The following is a 14953-nucleotide window of genomic DNA, read 5'->3' as shown; positions in this document are numbered from 1 at the left end:
GTGAGGCAATGACGAAGACTACATGGGTGTCCGGTTGTCTTGGGAGCCGACATCATCCAGGCTCGAGAACGATCACGAGATCGTACGCTGGGCCGTGTAGCTGAGACGATCGTCGATGGAGCGGGCGAAGGACGAAGTTCGTGGTGAACTCCGATGCGGCGAAGCTGACCGTGCTCATCGATGCGGACAACGCTCAGCCCGCCACCATCGACGGACTCCTGGCCGATGTCGCCAAGTACGGTACCGCCCACGTCAAACGCGCGTACGGCGACTGGACCGGCACGAACCTGCGCGGCTGGAAAGAGCAATTGCTGACCGCCTCGATTCAGCCGATGCAGCAGTTCGCCTACATCACAGGTAAGAACGCCACCGACGCGGCGATGATCATTGACGCGATGGACCTGCTCTACACCGACCGCTTCGACGGATTCTGCCTGGTATCCAGCGATAGCGACTTCACACGACTGGCGTCGCGGCTGCGAGAGTCCGGGCTGACAGTCTACGGGTTCGGAGAACGCAAGACGCTGACACCGTTCGTCGCGGCGTGCGACAAGTTCATCTACACCGAAAACCTGCTCCGCGTCACCAGCCCGGCGGGTGCAGCGGAGAAACTCAACTCACGACGGTCAGCTGCTGAGTTGAAACAGGGCACCGACCTAGTGACCCTGTTGCGGAGTGCTGTCGACGCAGCGTCCGATGAGGACGGATGGGCCTTCCTCGGAGCTGTCGGAAACATCATCCTCAAACGACGCCCTGATTTTGACGCCCGCAACTATGGCTTCCCGAAGCTCAGCGGCCTGGTCGAAGCTACGGCTCTTTTCCAGATCGAGCGTTGTTCAGCTGGAGCCGGTAAGCCGGCAGTCGTCTACGTGCTTGACGACCGCCAGCGGCCCGATCCGCATCCGCGCGCCGCTCAGTAACCCATGCCACGGTGCAGATCGTCACCGACGCTTTCGTGTCGGTCGTCGTACTCACCTTCGGCCTCGTCGCGCCGCGCTTCCTGCCGGTCTTTCTCGTCCTGTTCCTGGAGCTGTTCGGTGCGGGCCGTAACACCGCTGGAGAACTCGTCGCGCAGCGCGTCGAGGGTGTCGCGGCGCGATTCGACGGTCAGCATCGCATCCGATGCGGCGTCCTGCGGGTCTGGTGTGGTCATCAGCTGCCTCCATTGAGTGGTGATCTGATCCCAGGCCGCGGTTTTGAGGCCGTGGCCGGTGGGTCGGTGACCGAGCGGGGAGGCGGCATCGGTGGTGGTGATTCCGTACGTTTCACGGTACGCCGCAGCCAGCCGGACAGCCTGATCCCAGCTCTCGGCTGGCCCGGAGTTGCCGGGGCGTTGACCGAGCTGTGTGGCCCATCGGGGTTGCTCGCGGAGCGCCTGGTCGAGTAGCTGGTCGGCGCGAGCGGTGATCTCGCCGTTGAGGCCGTCCAAGCGCTCGATGGCACCGTGATGGTCACCGGGCGCTGCGAAGTCCGGTTGGGCTTGCCACGGGAGTGCGGCGTGCAGCCCCTCGCCGGCGCGGTGGCGATCGGTCAGGGCAGCGACCAGCGCCTCACCGGTACGGCGATAGTCACCGTCCTCGGCGCCGGTGGTGCCGCCGGCGAGGCGGGTGAGGGCGTCGGTGAGGGCGGTGTCGGCGTCGAGGCCGTATGCGGCTCCGCCGGCGGCGTGGCGCCAGACGATGCCCCACTGCTCGCCGGTGACGGCCGCGTCCGGTAGATACTCCGCGACGATGCTGCGCCACCGGTCGACTTGTTCGTCGGTCGGCGGCCCGATCCGCACTGGGGCTTGGTGCTCGTTGACGTGCGTTGACACGCGTTTGGCGAGGACGGCGGCCGGGTCGCTGGCCCAGGCGAAGCCGCTGTCGTCGGCGAGCTTGCGGACCAGCCGTTCGGCCTGCCAGCCCTGATCCTGGGCGTTCGCAAGCGCATTAAGAGCGGCGGGCTCGGCGCCGGCATTCACCGCGTCTGGGACATAGCGGGCGAGGACGTCGAGGTAACGGTCTTCATCACCGTCGCGGGCCAGCAACTCATAGCGGCGCACCAACACGTTCAGCGGCTCGAGTACGACCCGCTCGTCGACGGCGTCGTATTCGACGAACACGTCGTCGAGGTCAGCAGCCGGGGTCGTCGCGGCGGGCGCTGGCGGTGCCGGTGCGCTCGCCTGGTTCACAGCATCCCAGCGTTCGGTGAGGGTGCGCCAGGCGTGTGCCCTTGCGCCGTGGCTGTCGGGTTTGGCGCCCAGCGGCGCTCCGCCAGTGACGCGGAAGGTCTCGCGGTAGGCGGCGACCAGGCCGACGAGGTCGTCCCAGTCCTCAGCCGCGATCGGATTGTCCGGTCGCGGACCGAGCCCTGAGGCCCATTCCGGCTGGTCGCGGATAACAGTGGCGCGGAGGTGGTCGACGCGTTCGCCGATTGCGATGTTCATCTCGTGCAGGTACTGGGCGTGACCGGGATGATGACGTACGTGGGCGAAGTCCGGCCGGGCCTGCCACGGCACGGCGCGTTGATGGGCTTCGCCGCGGTCAGCTCGATGCTCCAGTTCGGCTGCCAACGCCGCATCGGCGTAGCGGTTATCGGGCATTGGATCCGGCAGTGCTGGACGTGTGGCGAGCTGGTGGGCGACGGCGGTCAGCGCCGCGTCGACGTCGAACCCGACCGCTAAGGCGCCGGCGGCGCGCTGCCAGACCTTGTCCCATTCCGGGTCTTCGACGGCCGCGTGCGGGGCGATCGCGTCCACTATGGTCCGCCAGCGGGTCACGTCGGCCGGCTGCAGCGGCCCGGTCGGCGCGGGGGGTGTGCGGCGTTCCAGGTGCTTGGTGATGCGCGCTTGCAGCGCCGCACCGGGGTCATCGGCATCGTCGAGGGACTGCCGGCGGCGCATGACGGCGGCGACGAGCGGGTCGGGTTCCCAGCCGAGATCGTGGGCGTTGCGCAACGTCTGGATCAACGCCGGCTCACTGTCCAGATCGACGGTGGACGGCGCACGGCGGGCGAGGATGTCGCGGTAGCGGTTTTCGTCGCGGTAGGTGGCGGTGTAGTTGTAACGCAGCACTAGCGTGCCCATCGACACCGCTTCGTCCTGCTTCTCCCGCAGAGTCTCCGTGGCCGAGATTTCGGCGCCGGAGTGATTCAGCACGCCGGTGAGTACCGACCGTGCCGATACCGGTTCGGGGGTTTCCTGGTGCTGGTCGATGACGTGGTGGTGGGTGATCACGTAGACGAAGTTGCGCAGCATCGCGCGGGTGATGCCGGGGTAGAACTGCTCGCGGGTCATCGTTGGCGGCACCAAAAGGTGGGCGTTGCCGGTGCTGGTCATGCCCTGCACACGGTTGATAGTGGCGGCGTAGGCGAGCTCGACGTGTGCCTGGACGTACCCGGCAGGCAGCGTGATCGCAGCTTTGTGGACGCGGTGCTGCACGGCGATCTTGCCGTTCGAGTGGACGTCGGTGACGGTCCAGACGTCGCCGTTCTTGACGAAGTCCTTCCCGCCGAACAGCGACAGGAGGCGCTGGTTGTGGCGGGTGACGACCCAGTCTCCGACCCCGGCGTTGGTGGCGTCGTGCAGATCCACCTCGGGGCCTCGGTCGATCGCCCCGCGGCGCAGGCGCAGTTCGCGGGCTTCGATGTTGAGGGCGACGGTGTCTTCGTTGGTCGGGACGATCAGCAGCGACGGGACACCGGCGTCGAGGTCGGCCTGCCAGCGTGAGCGTGCGGCGTTGCGCATCGCCTCCAACGAGCCGTCAGCGACTCGGCCGCTGTCGAAGTAATACTCGAGCCCCTTCGGATCCCACGCCCGGATCTGCAACGACGCCGCGGCCTGTTCCTTGCGGTCTTCGCCGCGAAACCGCACGACTTCCCGGAACCGGACGGCGCCGACGTCGTGCGCGATCAGCCGGATCGCACCGCCGGCCTCGACTGCGGCCAGTTGCGCGTCGTCGCCGATCAGGCGCACGTCGGCGCCCTTCGTCAGGGCGTACGTCACGACCTTGTGCAGCGTGTGGGTGCCGGCCATCGCCGCCTCGTCGACGATCACCAGGTCACCGGCCTCCATCGGGAACGCGACGCGAGCGAACCCGAACTTCAGCGCGGTGGTCAGCTGGTGCAGCGTGTGCGGCTTCGCACCGATCGAGGAGCCGAGCTCCTGCGCCGCCCGAGCGGACGGGCCGAAGGCGTAGACCCGGTGCCCGGTGCGCCGCCACGCGGTCGCCAGGACCTTCATCGCCGAGGTCTTCCCGGCCCCGGCCGGAGCCAGCGCGAGCTGCAGCCGCCGCCCGGAGCGCGCGAACTGGCGCACCATCTCCGTCTGCCCGGCGTTCAGGCCCTGGCCGGCGAGGGCCTTCTCCACGGTGTCGACGCGCAGCCGATGCCCGCCGCCGCGGCGCGCCCAGGCGACCAGGTCACCTTCGGCGGCGAGGGTCGCGGTGGTGGTGTATCGGGTGGAGTGGTGCTCCACGAACACCGACTCGCCGTCTCGCCGACGCAACGAGGCCGGCTCGTTGACCACAGTCGGACCGACGAGAGCGAGGGTGTCGGGCTGGGCAAGGACGGTGTCGACGACATCGACGATCAGCTGTCCGCGCTTGTCGACCGGCATCCGCAGGTGCGCGGACTGGCGGTGCGCTTCGGCGGCGAGGTTCCACCAGGCGAAGTGCGCGTAGTTATCCGACACCACTTCCCGCGTGACCTCGGCGAGCTTGGCGATGTTGACCGCATCCGGCTCGGCACGTCCACTGAGGAACACCCGCCGGCTCAACGTGTCCAAAATAGTTGCGGGGACAAGGGTGAGGGCGTGCTCGCGCCAGGCCGCAAGGTGTTCCGGCAGCGTCTTCGGGGGCTGCTTGCCGGGCCGGTTGTCATACTGCGCGGCTCGGTCGATCGCGAAGATGTCCTTCGGCAAGGGCTCCTTCCCGTGTTGAGCCTTGAACTCGACGATGCGTTTGGCCCGGGCGGCCTCGAACTGGCGATGACGCTGCGAGAACAGCTTCACCAGCTCGACCGGCACGCCCTCCAGTTGCCAGACCGGACGTTTGAGGTCCACGCCCTCCGCTCCGCGCTGCACCCACGACGCGCCCTGCTCGCGGAACAGATCGCGCAGCCGATTGTCGAAGAACTCTGACGCGGTGACGGTCGCGGCGAGGATGGTGCGGCCGTCGAGCGCCGTCCACTCGCCGTCGTCGCTGCGCCTGACCTTTGACGAGATGAGGGCGTGGATGTGCAAATGCGGGTCCGCGGCGCGCGAGTCCCAGTGCTCGAACAGCGCCGCCGTGATCCCATCGACGTCGACCTGAGCCTCGCCCATGTTCCCCCGTCGAGTGAACGCGGCGTTCTGCTCTACATAGGACAAGGCCTCACGCGCGGCCTGGCGGACCATGCCGGCGATCAGTTCCCGCTCCACAGGCTGGGCCATGGCCCACGCGATCGACACCGACTTGTCCGGCGCGAACACCATCTCGAACCCCGACACCGCGGACTTCAGTTTGCTTTTCTGCTCGGCCAGCCATGTGTTCAGTTCGCTATCGTCGGCGGGGCCGTGGCCGTCGTGAGCCTTGCGGTAGAGCTGCAGTTGCACGCCGCGGCGGAGTTCAGCACGTATCGCCGCCGAGATCGGCGCGCCGATCGGGCGGCTTTGTGACCGGTTGTGGTCCTTATAGGCTTGCGCCACTTGGCTGCGCAGGTGATCCAGCTCGGAGAACTGCGGGAACCGCCGGCCCAGCCGGGTTGCCTTCAGGGCCTCTTCGGCGGTGGCGCCGTCGGCGATCATCTCGGCTTCGATGGCGTCGGCGTGCGGGTTGCGGCCTTCGCCGAAGAGGCTGTTCATCTGGGCAGGGGTGACTGCGCCGGAGAGTCCTAAGTGCTCTGCTCCGGCGCCGAACCATTGGCCTGCCGGGTAACCACGGGAGAGGTAGTAGTCACTTAACAGCTCGCCGGGCTCGAGCTCACGGTCGCGATCAGCGCACGCCACCGTGTTCGTGAGGTACTCGTGACCACCAGGGCTCAGCTTGCGCAAGCCCATCATGTCCACACCAGACTACGCCGAAAATCCGGCGGAGCCCACCCGGTTACTGGTATGGACGCGTATTCGATCGGCGCGTGTTCGTCGGCGGAGATTGTTCCGGGGGCGCGGGTTCTGCTGACCAGTAGCGGGGGGTGACCTTGACGGCGGAGACGAGCATGATCGCGGCGAGTGCGTGGACGAGAACGATGTCGAAGACACCGCCCAGGAGGGGACGTCGAGGAGCGTTTATCACGATGGAGGCATAGCGCTCCGGTACGCGGATCCGGGTGAGTGAGCCAGCGTCGCGTTGTTGCATACGGGTCAGCGGCGCCGTGTCAGCCCCGCTGCGGGGCCGCCGACGCGTTCGATCGGCGTAACCTCCACAGTGCCAGTCTCCTGCAGCCGGGCCAGGTCGAGGCGAACGCCTCGCTTGACGACGAGGCGCATTGACTTCTTCCTCGTCTCACCCTCAGTCGAGTATTCGACCGCGACGGCGGCGGTGGTCGGTGTGGCAGGCACGAGATCGAGCCCGCCGAAACCGGTCCCCAAAGACGTTAACAGGGCCTGTTCCGGGGTGGCGGTGAGCCCGGAGACCGTCACGCCCACCCGGTCTCCCCGGACGCCGAGTCGGTGTTCGAGGTCGAGCCGGACAACTCGGTCGCGGTCGACGCTCATGCCCAGCCCCACCCGATGCGTGCCGAGCCCGTCAACGGCGACTTCCATGTCCTGCTTGGGTCCGGTGCTCGTCGAGAGCCGGTACTGGCTGAGGCCGTGTTTGACGACGTACTGCACAGCACCGTTTCCGGTGCCACGCAGGCTGTGCCGGAACGACCCGCCGGCGCCTCGTACAGCGGCAAAGCGGCTACTGCGCCGGCTGACCATCCCGTCCCGCTCGGTCGAGCGGACGTGCTCCAGTCGGTGGCTGCGACAGTAGAGCGCCCCGGCGTTCTGGTCCGCGTCGAACCGCGGCACCGGCACAAAGTAGTCGTCGATGCGTCGACCCGCCTGCAGGTCCGCAAGCGCGCGGCGGCCCGTGGCATCCAGGTCGTTGCCGGCGGCGTCAGTCAGCCCCGACGTCGTCGCGGCGCCGGCCACGAACAGGGTCATGCTCGACATCAGTAGCACGACGGCCTCCCACACCGGGGTCCGCGGACGGCTGCCAACCGTGCCGAAGGGCAGATAGAGCAGCCTCCCACCGGTCCAGTCGCCGCCCGCGTAGCGATTGTGCGGACCCTGGTAGACGAAGGCGTTGTTCTTCGGGTTCACAGTCAGCGTCCGCAGATTCTGCGGATCGTTCGGGTCGCTGACCGTGATCCGCCACGGCACCACGGACTTGTCCCAGGCTACTGGCAGCACGCAGTGCGGCTTGCCCGAGAAGTCGTAGTTCTGCGTCAGGCACAGCACCGGCTGGCTGCCGGCGGCAAACTCGCCCTGGCTCCGGTCGAACACGCCCACTGGGTTGTGGGTCCGGCCGCTCACGAACTGCCCGAGGAACCAGTACACGGCGGATGCCCCCACCTGGTAGGCCTGCCGAATGTTGATCTCGCGGCGGATTGTCGACCATGTCGTGAACCGGTCCAGCGGCTGGCCAAAGACGCTCATGCCCTTGCGGCTGTAGACGGCCTCGAGCGACATACCGACGCAGTTTCCGCCCTGGGCTATGTTCTCGACCGCGAGCTCGTAGAACGCGCGGTCGAGCCAGTCGGTCGGGTCCCACCAGTCGCGATCGTTGTCGACGTCGGAGAACGCCTCGGCGTACTGCGACCAGGTGAGGCGAGGCGTCGGCTCGTTGTCCACGCCCCAGAACATCTGCACGTCGGTCAGGGCGGCTGTGTCGACGACGGGCTGGTGTGCGGCCGTGATCGAGTTGACCTTGCCGAAGGCACCCGACCGGAAGACGCCGTCGTCGGTGCCCAGTCCCCAGCCGTCCGCGGCCGTGAGGATGTGGGTCCATCGGCCGAGCCGGTCGTCGGTACCGGTGTCAGAGTCGAAGACGGTGACCTCCAGTGTCACCGTGTCGCCGGGCACTGGATCGATCGTGACCGCGATTGGAGTGTTGACGTCGACTGCGTTGTTGCCGGTCGACCAGTCCTGGTTCTCGCCGGGGAGACGTGCGCTGTAGAGCTCGCGGCTGTTCTGGCGCACTCGGACGCGCAAGTAGATGTCGTTGGCGCCTTGGCCTGGCCACGGATCGGACTCCTGGGTGTTCACCCGACCGATGAACAGGCGGAACTGGCGCACTAGCAGCATCGGGCCGGGCCCGGCCGCCAGCAGTGTCCCGTGCTCGAATCGCTGGTAGCGACCAGGGCCGGGATGGTGAGGGATGTCGCGCTCGACCTCGACGGGCAGCCCGAGTTCCCCGTCGGGACCCCCATGCCGCTGGTACTCGCGGCGGAAGTCGCCGGCCACGACCACGCCCACGCCCTTATGGATGTAGATCGACCCGCCCTCCAGCTCGACGGGGCGGTTGGAGACCGCGTCGGTCAGCGGGAACCCCAGGGCCGCGACGCCTCCCGCCGCGAGGTATGCCTCCAAGGCCGGGCCGCGCAGGTAGTGAGCCCATCCTGCGCCGGATCGGTAAAGGATCCGGCCCTCCTCGAATCGCTGCTCGACGCCGCCGGGGACATCCCCCTGCGGTGCCGTCGGGAACCCCAGCGCGCGTGACTCTCCCACCGCCTCGTACGCCAGATAGACCATGCCCAGCACGGCTACGGGAGCAGTGCTGGCGCAGGAATAGATGCCGCCAGCGGTGAATAGGGTCTTCCGCCCTCCCGGCGACTCCGCCTCGCCCTCATCGGAGACAAGGTGGCCGAGCGAGGCTCGGGCCGTCATCGCGAGGTAGGCGCGCAAGTGGTCACTGGTCAGTACGAACGCCCGGCCGATCCCGTCGTGGTACATGAAGAGGGCGTGGCGGTAGCGGTGGGTCCATGCGTCGACGGCACCGCGATAACGCATCGGGGCAAGCGCGGGACCGCAGTCCACGCCCGCGTCGGCGAGCGACCGGTACCGCTCTTCGATAAAGCGTGCGGCTCGGCGGCGCTGCTCCTCGAGCGACTGCGCAACGGCGGCTGGTGGCCGATTCCTCTTTGCGGTACGGGACCGTGACATGGCGACCTCCTAACTGTTTCGAGTCGTCCCAGGCCTGATCGATGTAACCCAACTCCACACACATTCGGCTAAGTGGAGTACGAAGTTGCGCCTGATGGCCGTTTGGTGGGCTACCCCCAGGCAGCCCCGTAGATGCGACATCACCTGGTTTACTGGTACAGGCTCGTATTTCGCCCGAGCTCAGCCGCAGTCGTAGTGTTTCGTCACCACGAAAGATCGCGTGCTGGTGACGTCTGCGTCGAGCCGAAATCGCCGGTCAGTGTGGCTTGCAGGGCCGTGTTGTAGCGGCCCATCGTCGACGGTTGCGGTTGCTGCAGCGGTCGTAGCGGCTGGGTGTCGTCGAGCAGGCCTGCCTGTATCACCTCGGCCCCGTAGCCGACGGACAACGCAAGGGTTCAAATTCCAGCTGGTGATGCGTCGACTGTGGGCGCTCACCCATGGTATCTGGTCCTCTGGCAGAGTCTGTGCATGACCGAGTTCGCGTCCGTCGAAGATCTGCTGGCCGTACTCCAGCTCAGCGACTCGTCGGGCGAAACTGAGCTGGCCGATGACCTGCGGAAACGCTTCGGCGTGGCCCCCGGTGACGATCTGGCGTCAGCATTGAGGTCAGTACCGCCTGGCGAAGTCCTCGCCGCCTTGACCACGGCGATCGCGCCGGTGGCCGCGATGGTGCGTGAACTGTACGAGTGGCTCGGGAAGCTGGGCGACGTCCAGTCGACGGCTAACCTCACCGTGCGGGTGACGGATGCGCAGCTACTGTCGATGAACCTTGACCCTGCTCGTTACGAGGCGTACGAGAGGAAAGTCCTCGAAGAAGTGTCGGCGACGGAGTTCGATCTCGCGCTGCTCCCGTCGGGAACTCCGATCTTCTCTCTGCACGACTTTCATTGGAAGCCTTCTTGCTTGACCGGTGACGTTACGAAGGCCGCGAGCTGTCAGGCCTGTCGCCCCAGTACGGCGGGAGACTTCAGCCGACTTGAGCGGCTTCTTCGCGTAGCGTCCGCCTCGATCGCACTGTCACCGCAGCACGCCGCGCACGATGACCTTTCCTTCTTTGCCGATAGGCTGCCTAGGTGGGTCGAAACGGTGACCTCGCGACAGGATGGCCGGGATACATGTCCTCACGAGCGGGACTACGTCTCCGACTATCTCCGTCGCGGACTGCCGGATCTCGCCGGCTGTTTCCGTGAAGTCACTGTCCAACAGTTGAAGAGTTTCTTTGAGCTGCCCTACTGGAAAGCTCGATGGCAGGTGTTCGAGTTGTGGACGCTGAGTGTCGTCCTTGATAGCTATGGCACCCGCGAGTGGACGCCGGTCCTCGTTGAAGGCGTCTGGAACCTCAAGGCCGGATCAACGAACCCGGCTCCGATCGCAACAGCCGAGGCGCTTGAAAGCGGCGAAATTCGTTGCTACTACCAGTACGAGTCATCCCCGCCCGCAGGTCTGTTCCCCGGTACGCGCGATCGCCCCGAGATGCTCGTCACCTTGGCTGAACGTCGCGGTGATCCCTTCGCACCCGGCTCGGCTGCCGAACCGGTTTTGCTCGCGGTTGAAGCCAAAGCACGCGCCGACTACGGGCCACAGGAGTTCAAAGGTGCCGTCTTTCCACTTCTGGAATGGCGGCCGCGGCGCATCCTCGGCATGTCATACTTCCCGGTCACAGGAGCCGATCGCCTGCAGATCCAAGCAGCGGGCGCCACGTCGATCGGTGTAGCCGAGGCAGCCGCGCCAGGCACCGGTTCAGCCGTGGAGACCAGGCTGTGGCTGGAGGAACTATGGCGAGAACTCCCGAGGCTGCGCATCACCTTCGTCGTGGCCGACGTCAGCGGCAGCATGCCGAAGCGTGGCGCCCAAGGCTGTCTCGAGAAGCTGACACGGACGCTGACCGATGATCCGCCCCCAGGACATATCGAGAGAATCCTGCGATCCGATCTGCTCCTCCTGGGCACCTTTGGCGGGCCGCCGCAGTTGAGAGTGATTTCGGAGCTGACTGCGCATGAGATCAAGATGTCGGGCCTCGACTTCGACCCGGGCAAACGATCGCAGGATCTCTGCGACGCGGTCGAGCAATGGCTGGACCTGGTGGGCCGCTGCACACCCCGTCTGCGTGAGTTCCATTTGCACTTGATCACCGATGGCGTGTGGAACGACGACGACGTGGCCGCGTTCGAACGATGTCGCCAAGCCGGCGTCGAGGTGCGAGTCCACTGTCTTGACGACCACGCCTGGAATGGGAGGGACGAGCTGTTGCCCTACCTTGTCACCCATGCGAAGTGACCGGAACCGGTTCTCTCAGATGACTGCATGCTCCTGGCGGCGCGACTGAGCGCGCGCGACGGGATCGGAGCGCCGGGTCTCCCAGCCGCCATTGGGCTGCGTCGCTTCGCGTGCCTCTCCGGTCGCCGGGGTGAACGAGTACTCCACGGACGGCGGAACGACGTCGGGCTCTTGGTGCCGGGGCGAGCAGGCCGTCCGCGGTCATTGCCTTCAAGGTCCTCGTCAACACGCTGGGTGCAGAATCCGTCGCCGGTCGGCCACCAGGTGTCCGCGTCGAGCGATCCGAACACGCTGAGCAGTTCGTTGTCGTCCTCCCAGGCCGTGCTCACGCGCGCGCGGGGTTATCGGATCCGGTGGTGTCATCGACGGTCATCGCGCTCCTTGTGGTCGTTGGTGGTCGCCCGCGGCGTAGCGGGTCCAGGTGGAACCGGCTTGGATGGCGAGTGTTTCGGCGGTGCCGATGTGGTAGCCGAGCATGCCGGCGACGACTGCGGCGGGGGCTTCGAGCAGCAGCTGGCGGATCGTGGCGGTGCGCGCGTCGAGGTTGGGCAGTCCGAGGTTGCGGAGTCTCAGGCGCAGGGACGTGGTGTGCATCGGTTGCCCGGCGCGGCGTCCGGGGAACAAGAATCGGCTGTTCGGGTTGGTGGCGGAGAACATGTTGGGGCGGTCGGCGACGTAGTCGAGCAGCACGTCGGCGAAGGGCTGCGGCACCGGGATCGGCGGGTCGCCGAGCCGGAGCAGGACCTGGTCGTGCTCGCGCAGGACGTCGTCGACGGTCAGCTGCGCGATCTTCACCAGTGGTTGTGCGTAGAGCAGGATCAGCAGCGCGAGCACCCGGTCGGCCGGCGGAATGGATGCGTCGGTGAGCACGCGCCGAATGAACGCCAGGCGCTGTGACTGGCTGAGGCGCGCCCCAGTCTTCCTCGCGACGGGCGGGAGCCGCAAGCGGGGTAGTTCGCGCTGACTGACGCACCAGCGCAGGAAGGCGCGGGAGTGCTCCGCGCGGCCGAGGTCGGTGGCGAACCAGAGGTCGATGTCGGCCTGGCCGCAGTCACCGAGGTGCCGGTCGTTCTCGCCGAGGTGGGTCAGAAACTGCGCGGACGTCCGCAGGACGTGCCGGGCCAGGTTCGCGCGGCCGGAGTTGATGGGCTGTTTTGCCGAGGTAGTCCGCAGCTGCCGCAGGACCTGCCAGGTCGCGAATCGCTCGAGCACACCGCGGTGCTGCGGGTCCTCGATCGAAGCCAGCCAGCCGGGGAGCCACTGCTCAAGGAGGAACAGAAAACGGTCGATCGGCGGCAGGACACCGGCTTCAACGAGTAGATCGCGCAGGTGGATCACCGCTCGCCAGGGCTGCAGTGTGCTCAGCCCGGCGTGGGTGAGCGGCACGTCGCCGCCGGCCAGCGCGCGCAGGAGCGGCGGGATGTGCGGTTTGGACAGCCACAGCAGACCGCCGCGAGCGCGGGGCATCACCCGGAACAACTCGTAGAACGGCACCAGGGCGGGGAGGATCGCGCCGGTTCCATCGTCCAAACAGGCCGCCAGCCGCTCGGACAGGACGCACCGCGCGCACTCGCCGGCGCGGTAGCGCGGTCCTTCCTGGCCGCATCGGAGGCACGTGAAGTCGCCGAGACCGCCCGCGCACTCGGTGCACAACCTCGCGCCCGCAGGGCCGATCCCGGGCAGCAGCCGGTCGACGTTGCAGCCGCCGCACCGTCCTCGCGTGTGCACAGCATCGTCGTAGCACTTCACGCAGACCGGGCCTTCGGGCCAGCGGATCCGGATCCGCAACCGGGTGTCACGCAGCTTCATCTTCTCCCGGTCGGTGCAGATCGGGAGATCGCAGCGGGAGCACGTCTCCCTGGAACGGGTCATTCGGTGCTGGTGATCCGGGCGCGCCTCGGCCGCAGCTCGGCGACTTCGGCCGGGCCAGGACGGTCTGCGGTGCCGGTCTTGCGGATCCCGACGTTCTCCGCGTCGGTGACGATCAGCTCCGAGGGAGCGGTCGCGAAGATGTCGCACAACGCCGCCAGAACCTGCAGCGACAACCGTTCCGGTGTGCCGGTCACCAGCCGGTGCACCTGCGAGACCGACAGGTAGATGCCGCGCTCGTGCAGCGGCTCCACCAGCTCGGTGGTCTGGTACATGCCGTTCTCGGCCATGATCTCGCGCAGCCGCCAGCTGTAGCTGACCGACCGCTTCTTGCCCGTCATCGACTTCTCCTCACTCCCAGCCCCAGAGCTCGGTTGATCGTCCCATCCAGCACCCGCCGCAGCGTTCTCGTGCGGAAGTCCGAGGACACGCATGTGTAGATCGAGGTCGTGCTCGCGTGGTCATGGCCGACCTGTTCTTGCACGAACCTCGGGTCCCAGCCGTCCTCGATCAGGTGCGTGACGTAGGAGCGGCGCAGCGAGTGGAAGTCCAGTGCAGGGTCCAGGCCGACCGCGTCGCGGTAGGTCGCCAGCTGCCGGTTGAGCTGCTTGTTCCCTATCCGCAGGCCTCGCTCCGAGGGCCACTGGGCCGAGTTGCCGTCCACGCCGAGCAGTGGCCGCACCTCGGTCGACCACTGCTCGACGACCTCGGCGACCCATTCCCAGACACACAGCACGCTGCGCCGCTTCGGCGGCGAGCCCTTCTTCGCCTTCCCGTGCCGGACGTCGAGCACTCCGTACTCTCCGAACTCCGGACCGTGCGGGTTCCGTCCGAAGTCGACGACGTCGAGCATCCGCGTCTCGTTGCGCCGCAGCCCGAAGCCGTTGGCGACCTTGAAACATGTCGCGTCCCGGAACGCTGGCAGCCAGCCCTTGCGGCCCACCGCCCGCTTTCGGTCGACCTCGTCGTCGGCGTAGTCGAACAGCGCCTGCAGCTCCGCGCGGCTGAACGCGCGCTTGCTCGCGTCCGCCTCCGAGTCCGCGACGTGCACCGCGGCGTTGACCTCGTTGATCACCTGCACCGGATGCGTGCCGAACCGGCGCTCGCACTCGACGGCCCACCCGTAGGCCGGGTCGGTCACGAACGCACCGAATCCGCGCAGCGCTCCCTGGTAGTTGCGCACTGTGGACAGTGACAGGTGCCGGACCGCACGAAGGTCGGCGAACCATTCGTCGGCCAGCTGCGGGGTCCACAACCACGGGTACGTGGCGCAGTGCTCGCCGAACTGCCGGACCACCCGCTGTGCGGATGCGACCGTCGAGCGCGCCAGGTTCCGGGCCAGCAGCTGGTTGCGCCAGCCGTCCAGCATCGCGGCGAACACCAGCTCCTCCGGATGGAGAAGCGGCACCCCCGCGGCCAGGTGCAGGCCGGCCGAGCCCGCCAACCGATCGTCCGGCTCCAAGGAACCCGCCTTTTCCTGGTCGCGTTCGGTGCGATGATCTCGCATCTGATGCGATCGTAGCTGGTCGTGCCGCACGGCGCGACTGCGGCGCGGCGTTGCGCTCTGCCGTCCTGGCCTGCACTACGCTTCGGTCCCGAAGGCCGTGTCGATGCCCTCTTCTGCGGGCTCCTCGAACCCCGCATTACCGCCGCGTGCAGCGCGGCGCGTGTTCGCATCAGATGCGATTCGACCTGGTTTCAGAA

At 67.2% G+C, this 14953-nt stretch carries 8 protein-coding genes; 2 read left to right on the top strand and 6 right to left on the bottom strand.

What is annotated here, in order from left to right:
* The first annotated feature begins 140 nt into the window (after positions 1 to 140).
* Positions 141 to 920 (top strand): NYN domain-containing protein, encoded by a 780-nt coding sequence (locus OG494_RS24465; protein WP_328442847.1) that lies wholly within the window; start codon positions 141 to 143, stop codon positions 918 to 920.
* On the opposite strand, the gene mobF is transcribed toward OG494_RS24465, so the two are convergent.
* The 3 genes from mobF to OG494_RS24450 form a co-directional block, all read right to left on the bottom strand.
* A complete protein-coding gene (gene mobF / locus OG494_RS24460) occupies positions 914 to 6016 on the bottom strand; it encodes a MobF family relaxase (RefSeq protein ID WP_328442846.1) in 5103 nt (1700 codons plus the stop codon). The two genes, OG494_RS24465 and mobF, sit on opposite strands and share 7 nt — an antisense overlap.
* A gap of 300 nt (positions 6017 to 6316) precedes the next feature.
* Complete coding sequence (locus OG494_RS24455) at positions 6317 to 9103, bottom strand: LGFP repeat-containing protein (protein WP_328442845.1); 2787 nt, start codon at positions 9101 to 9103, stop codon at positions 6317 to 6319.
* 203 nt (positions 9104 to 9306) lie between these two features.
* A complete protein-coding gene (locus OG494_RS24450) occupies positions 9307 to 9489 on the bottom strand; it encodes a hypothetical protein (protein ID WP_328442844.1) in 183 nt (60 codons plus the stop codon).
* An 82-nt stretch (positions 9490 to 9571) separates the two neighbouring features.
* Between OG494_RS24450 and OG494_RS24445 the strand changes: the two genes are divergently transcribed.
* Entirely contained in the window at positions 9572 to 11380 is a 1809-nt protein-coding gene (locus OG494_RS24445) for a vWA domain-containing protein (RefSeq protein WP_328442843.1), read from the top strand.
* 369 nt (positions 11381 to 11749) lie between these two features.
* Here the strand turns inward: OG494_RS24445 and OG494_RS24440 are convergent, their stop codons facing one another.
* Genes OG494_RS24440 through OG494_RS24430 form a run of 3 tightly spaced genes read right to left on the bottom strand, consistent with a single transcriptional unit; the run spans position 11750 to position 14756 of the window.
* A complete protein-coding gene (locus OG494_RS24440; RefSeq protein WP_328442842.1) occupies positions 11750 to 13252 on the bottom strand; it encodes a hypothetical protein in 1503 nt (500 codons plus the stop codon).
* Positions 13249 to 13590: a helix-turn-helix domain-containing protein gene (locus tag OG494_RS24435; RefSeq protein WP_328442841.1), complete on the bottom strand. Its 342-nt coding sequence runs from the start codon at positions 13588 to 13590 to the stop codon at positions 13249 to 13251. Before OG494_RS24435 ends, OG494_RS24440 begins: the two co-directional genes overlap by 4 nt.
* On the bottom strand, positions 13587 to 14756 hold the full coding sequence (locus tag OG494_RS24430; protein ID WP_328442840.1) for a tyrosine-type recombinase/integrase: 1170 nt from the start codon (positions 14754 to 14756) through the stop codon (positions 13587 to 13589). Before OG494_RS24430 ends, OG494_RS24435 begins: the two co-directional genes overlap by 4 nt.
* Positions 14757 to 14953: the final 197 nt, after the last annotated feature.

The organism is Amycolatopsis sp. NBC_00438 (assembly GCF_036026695.1).
GTDB lineage: Bacteria > Actinomycetota > Actinomycetes > Mycobacteriales > Pseudonocardiaceae > Amycolatopsis.
Note: the sequence above shows the minus strand (reverse complement) of the source record. Positions and strands in the feature narration are given on the sequence as shown.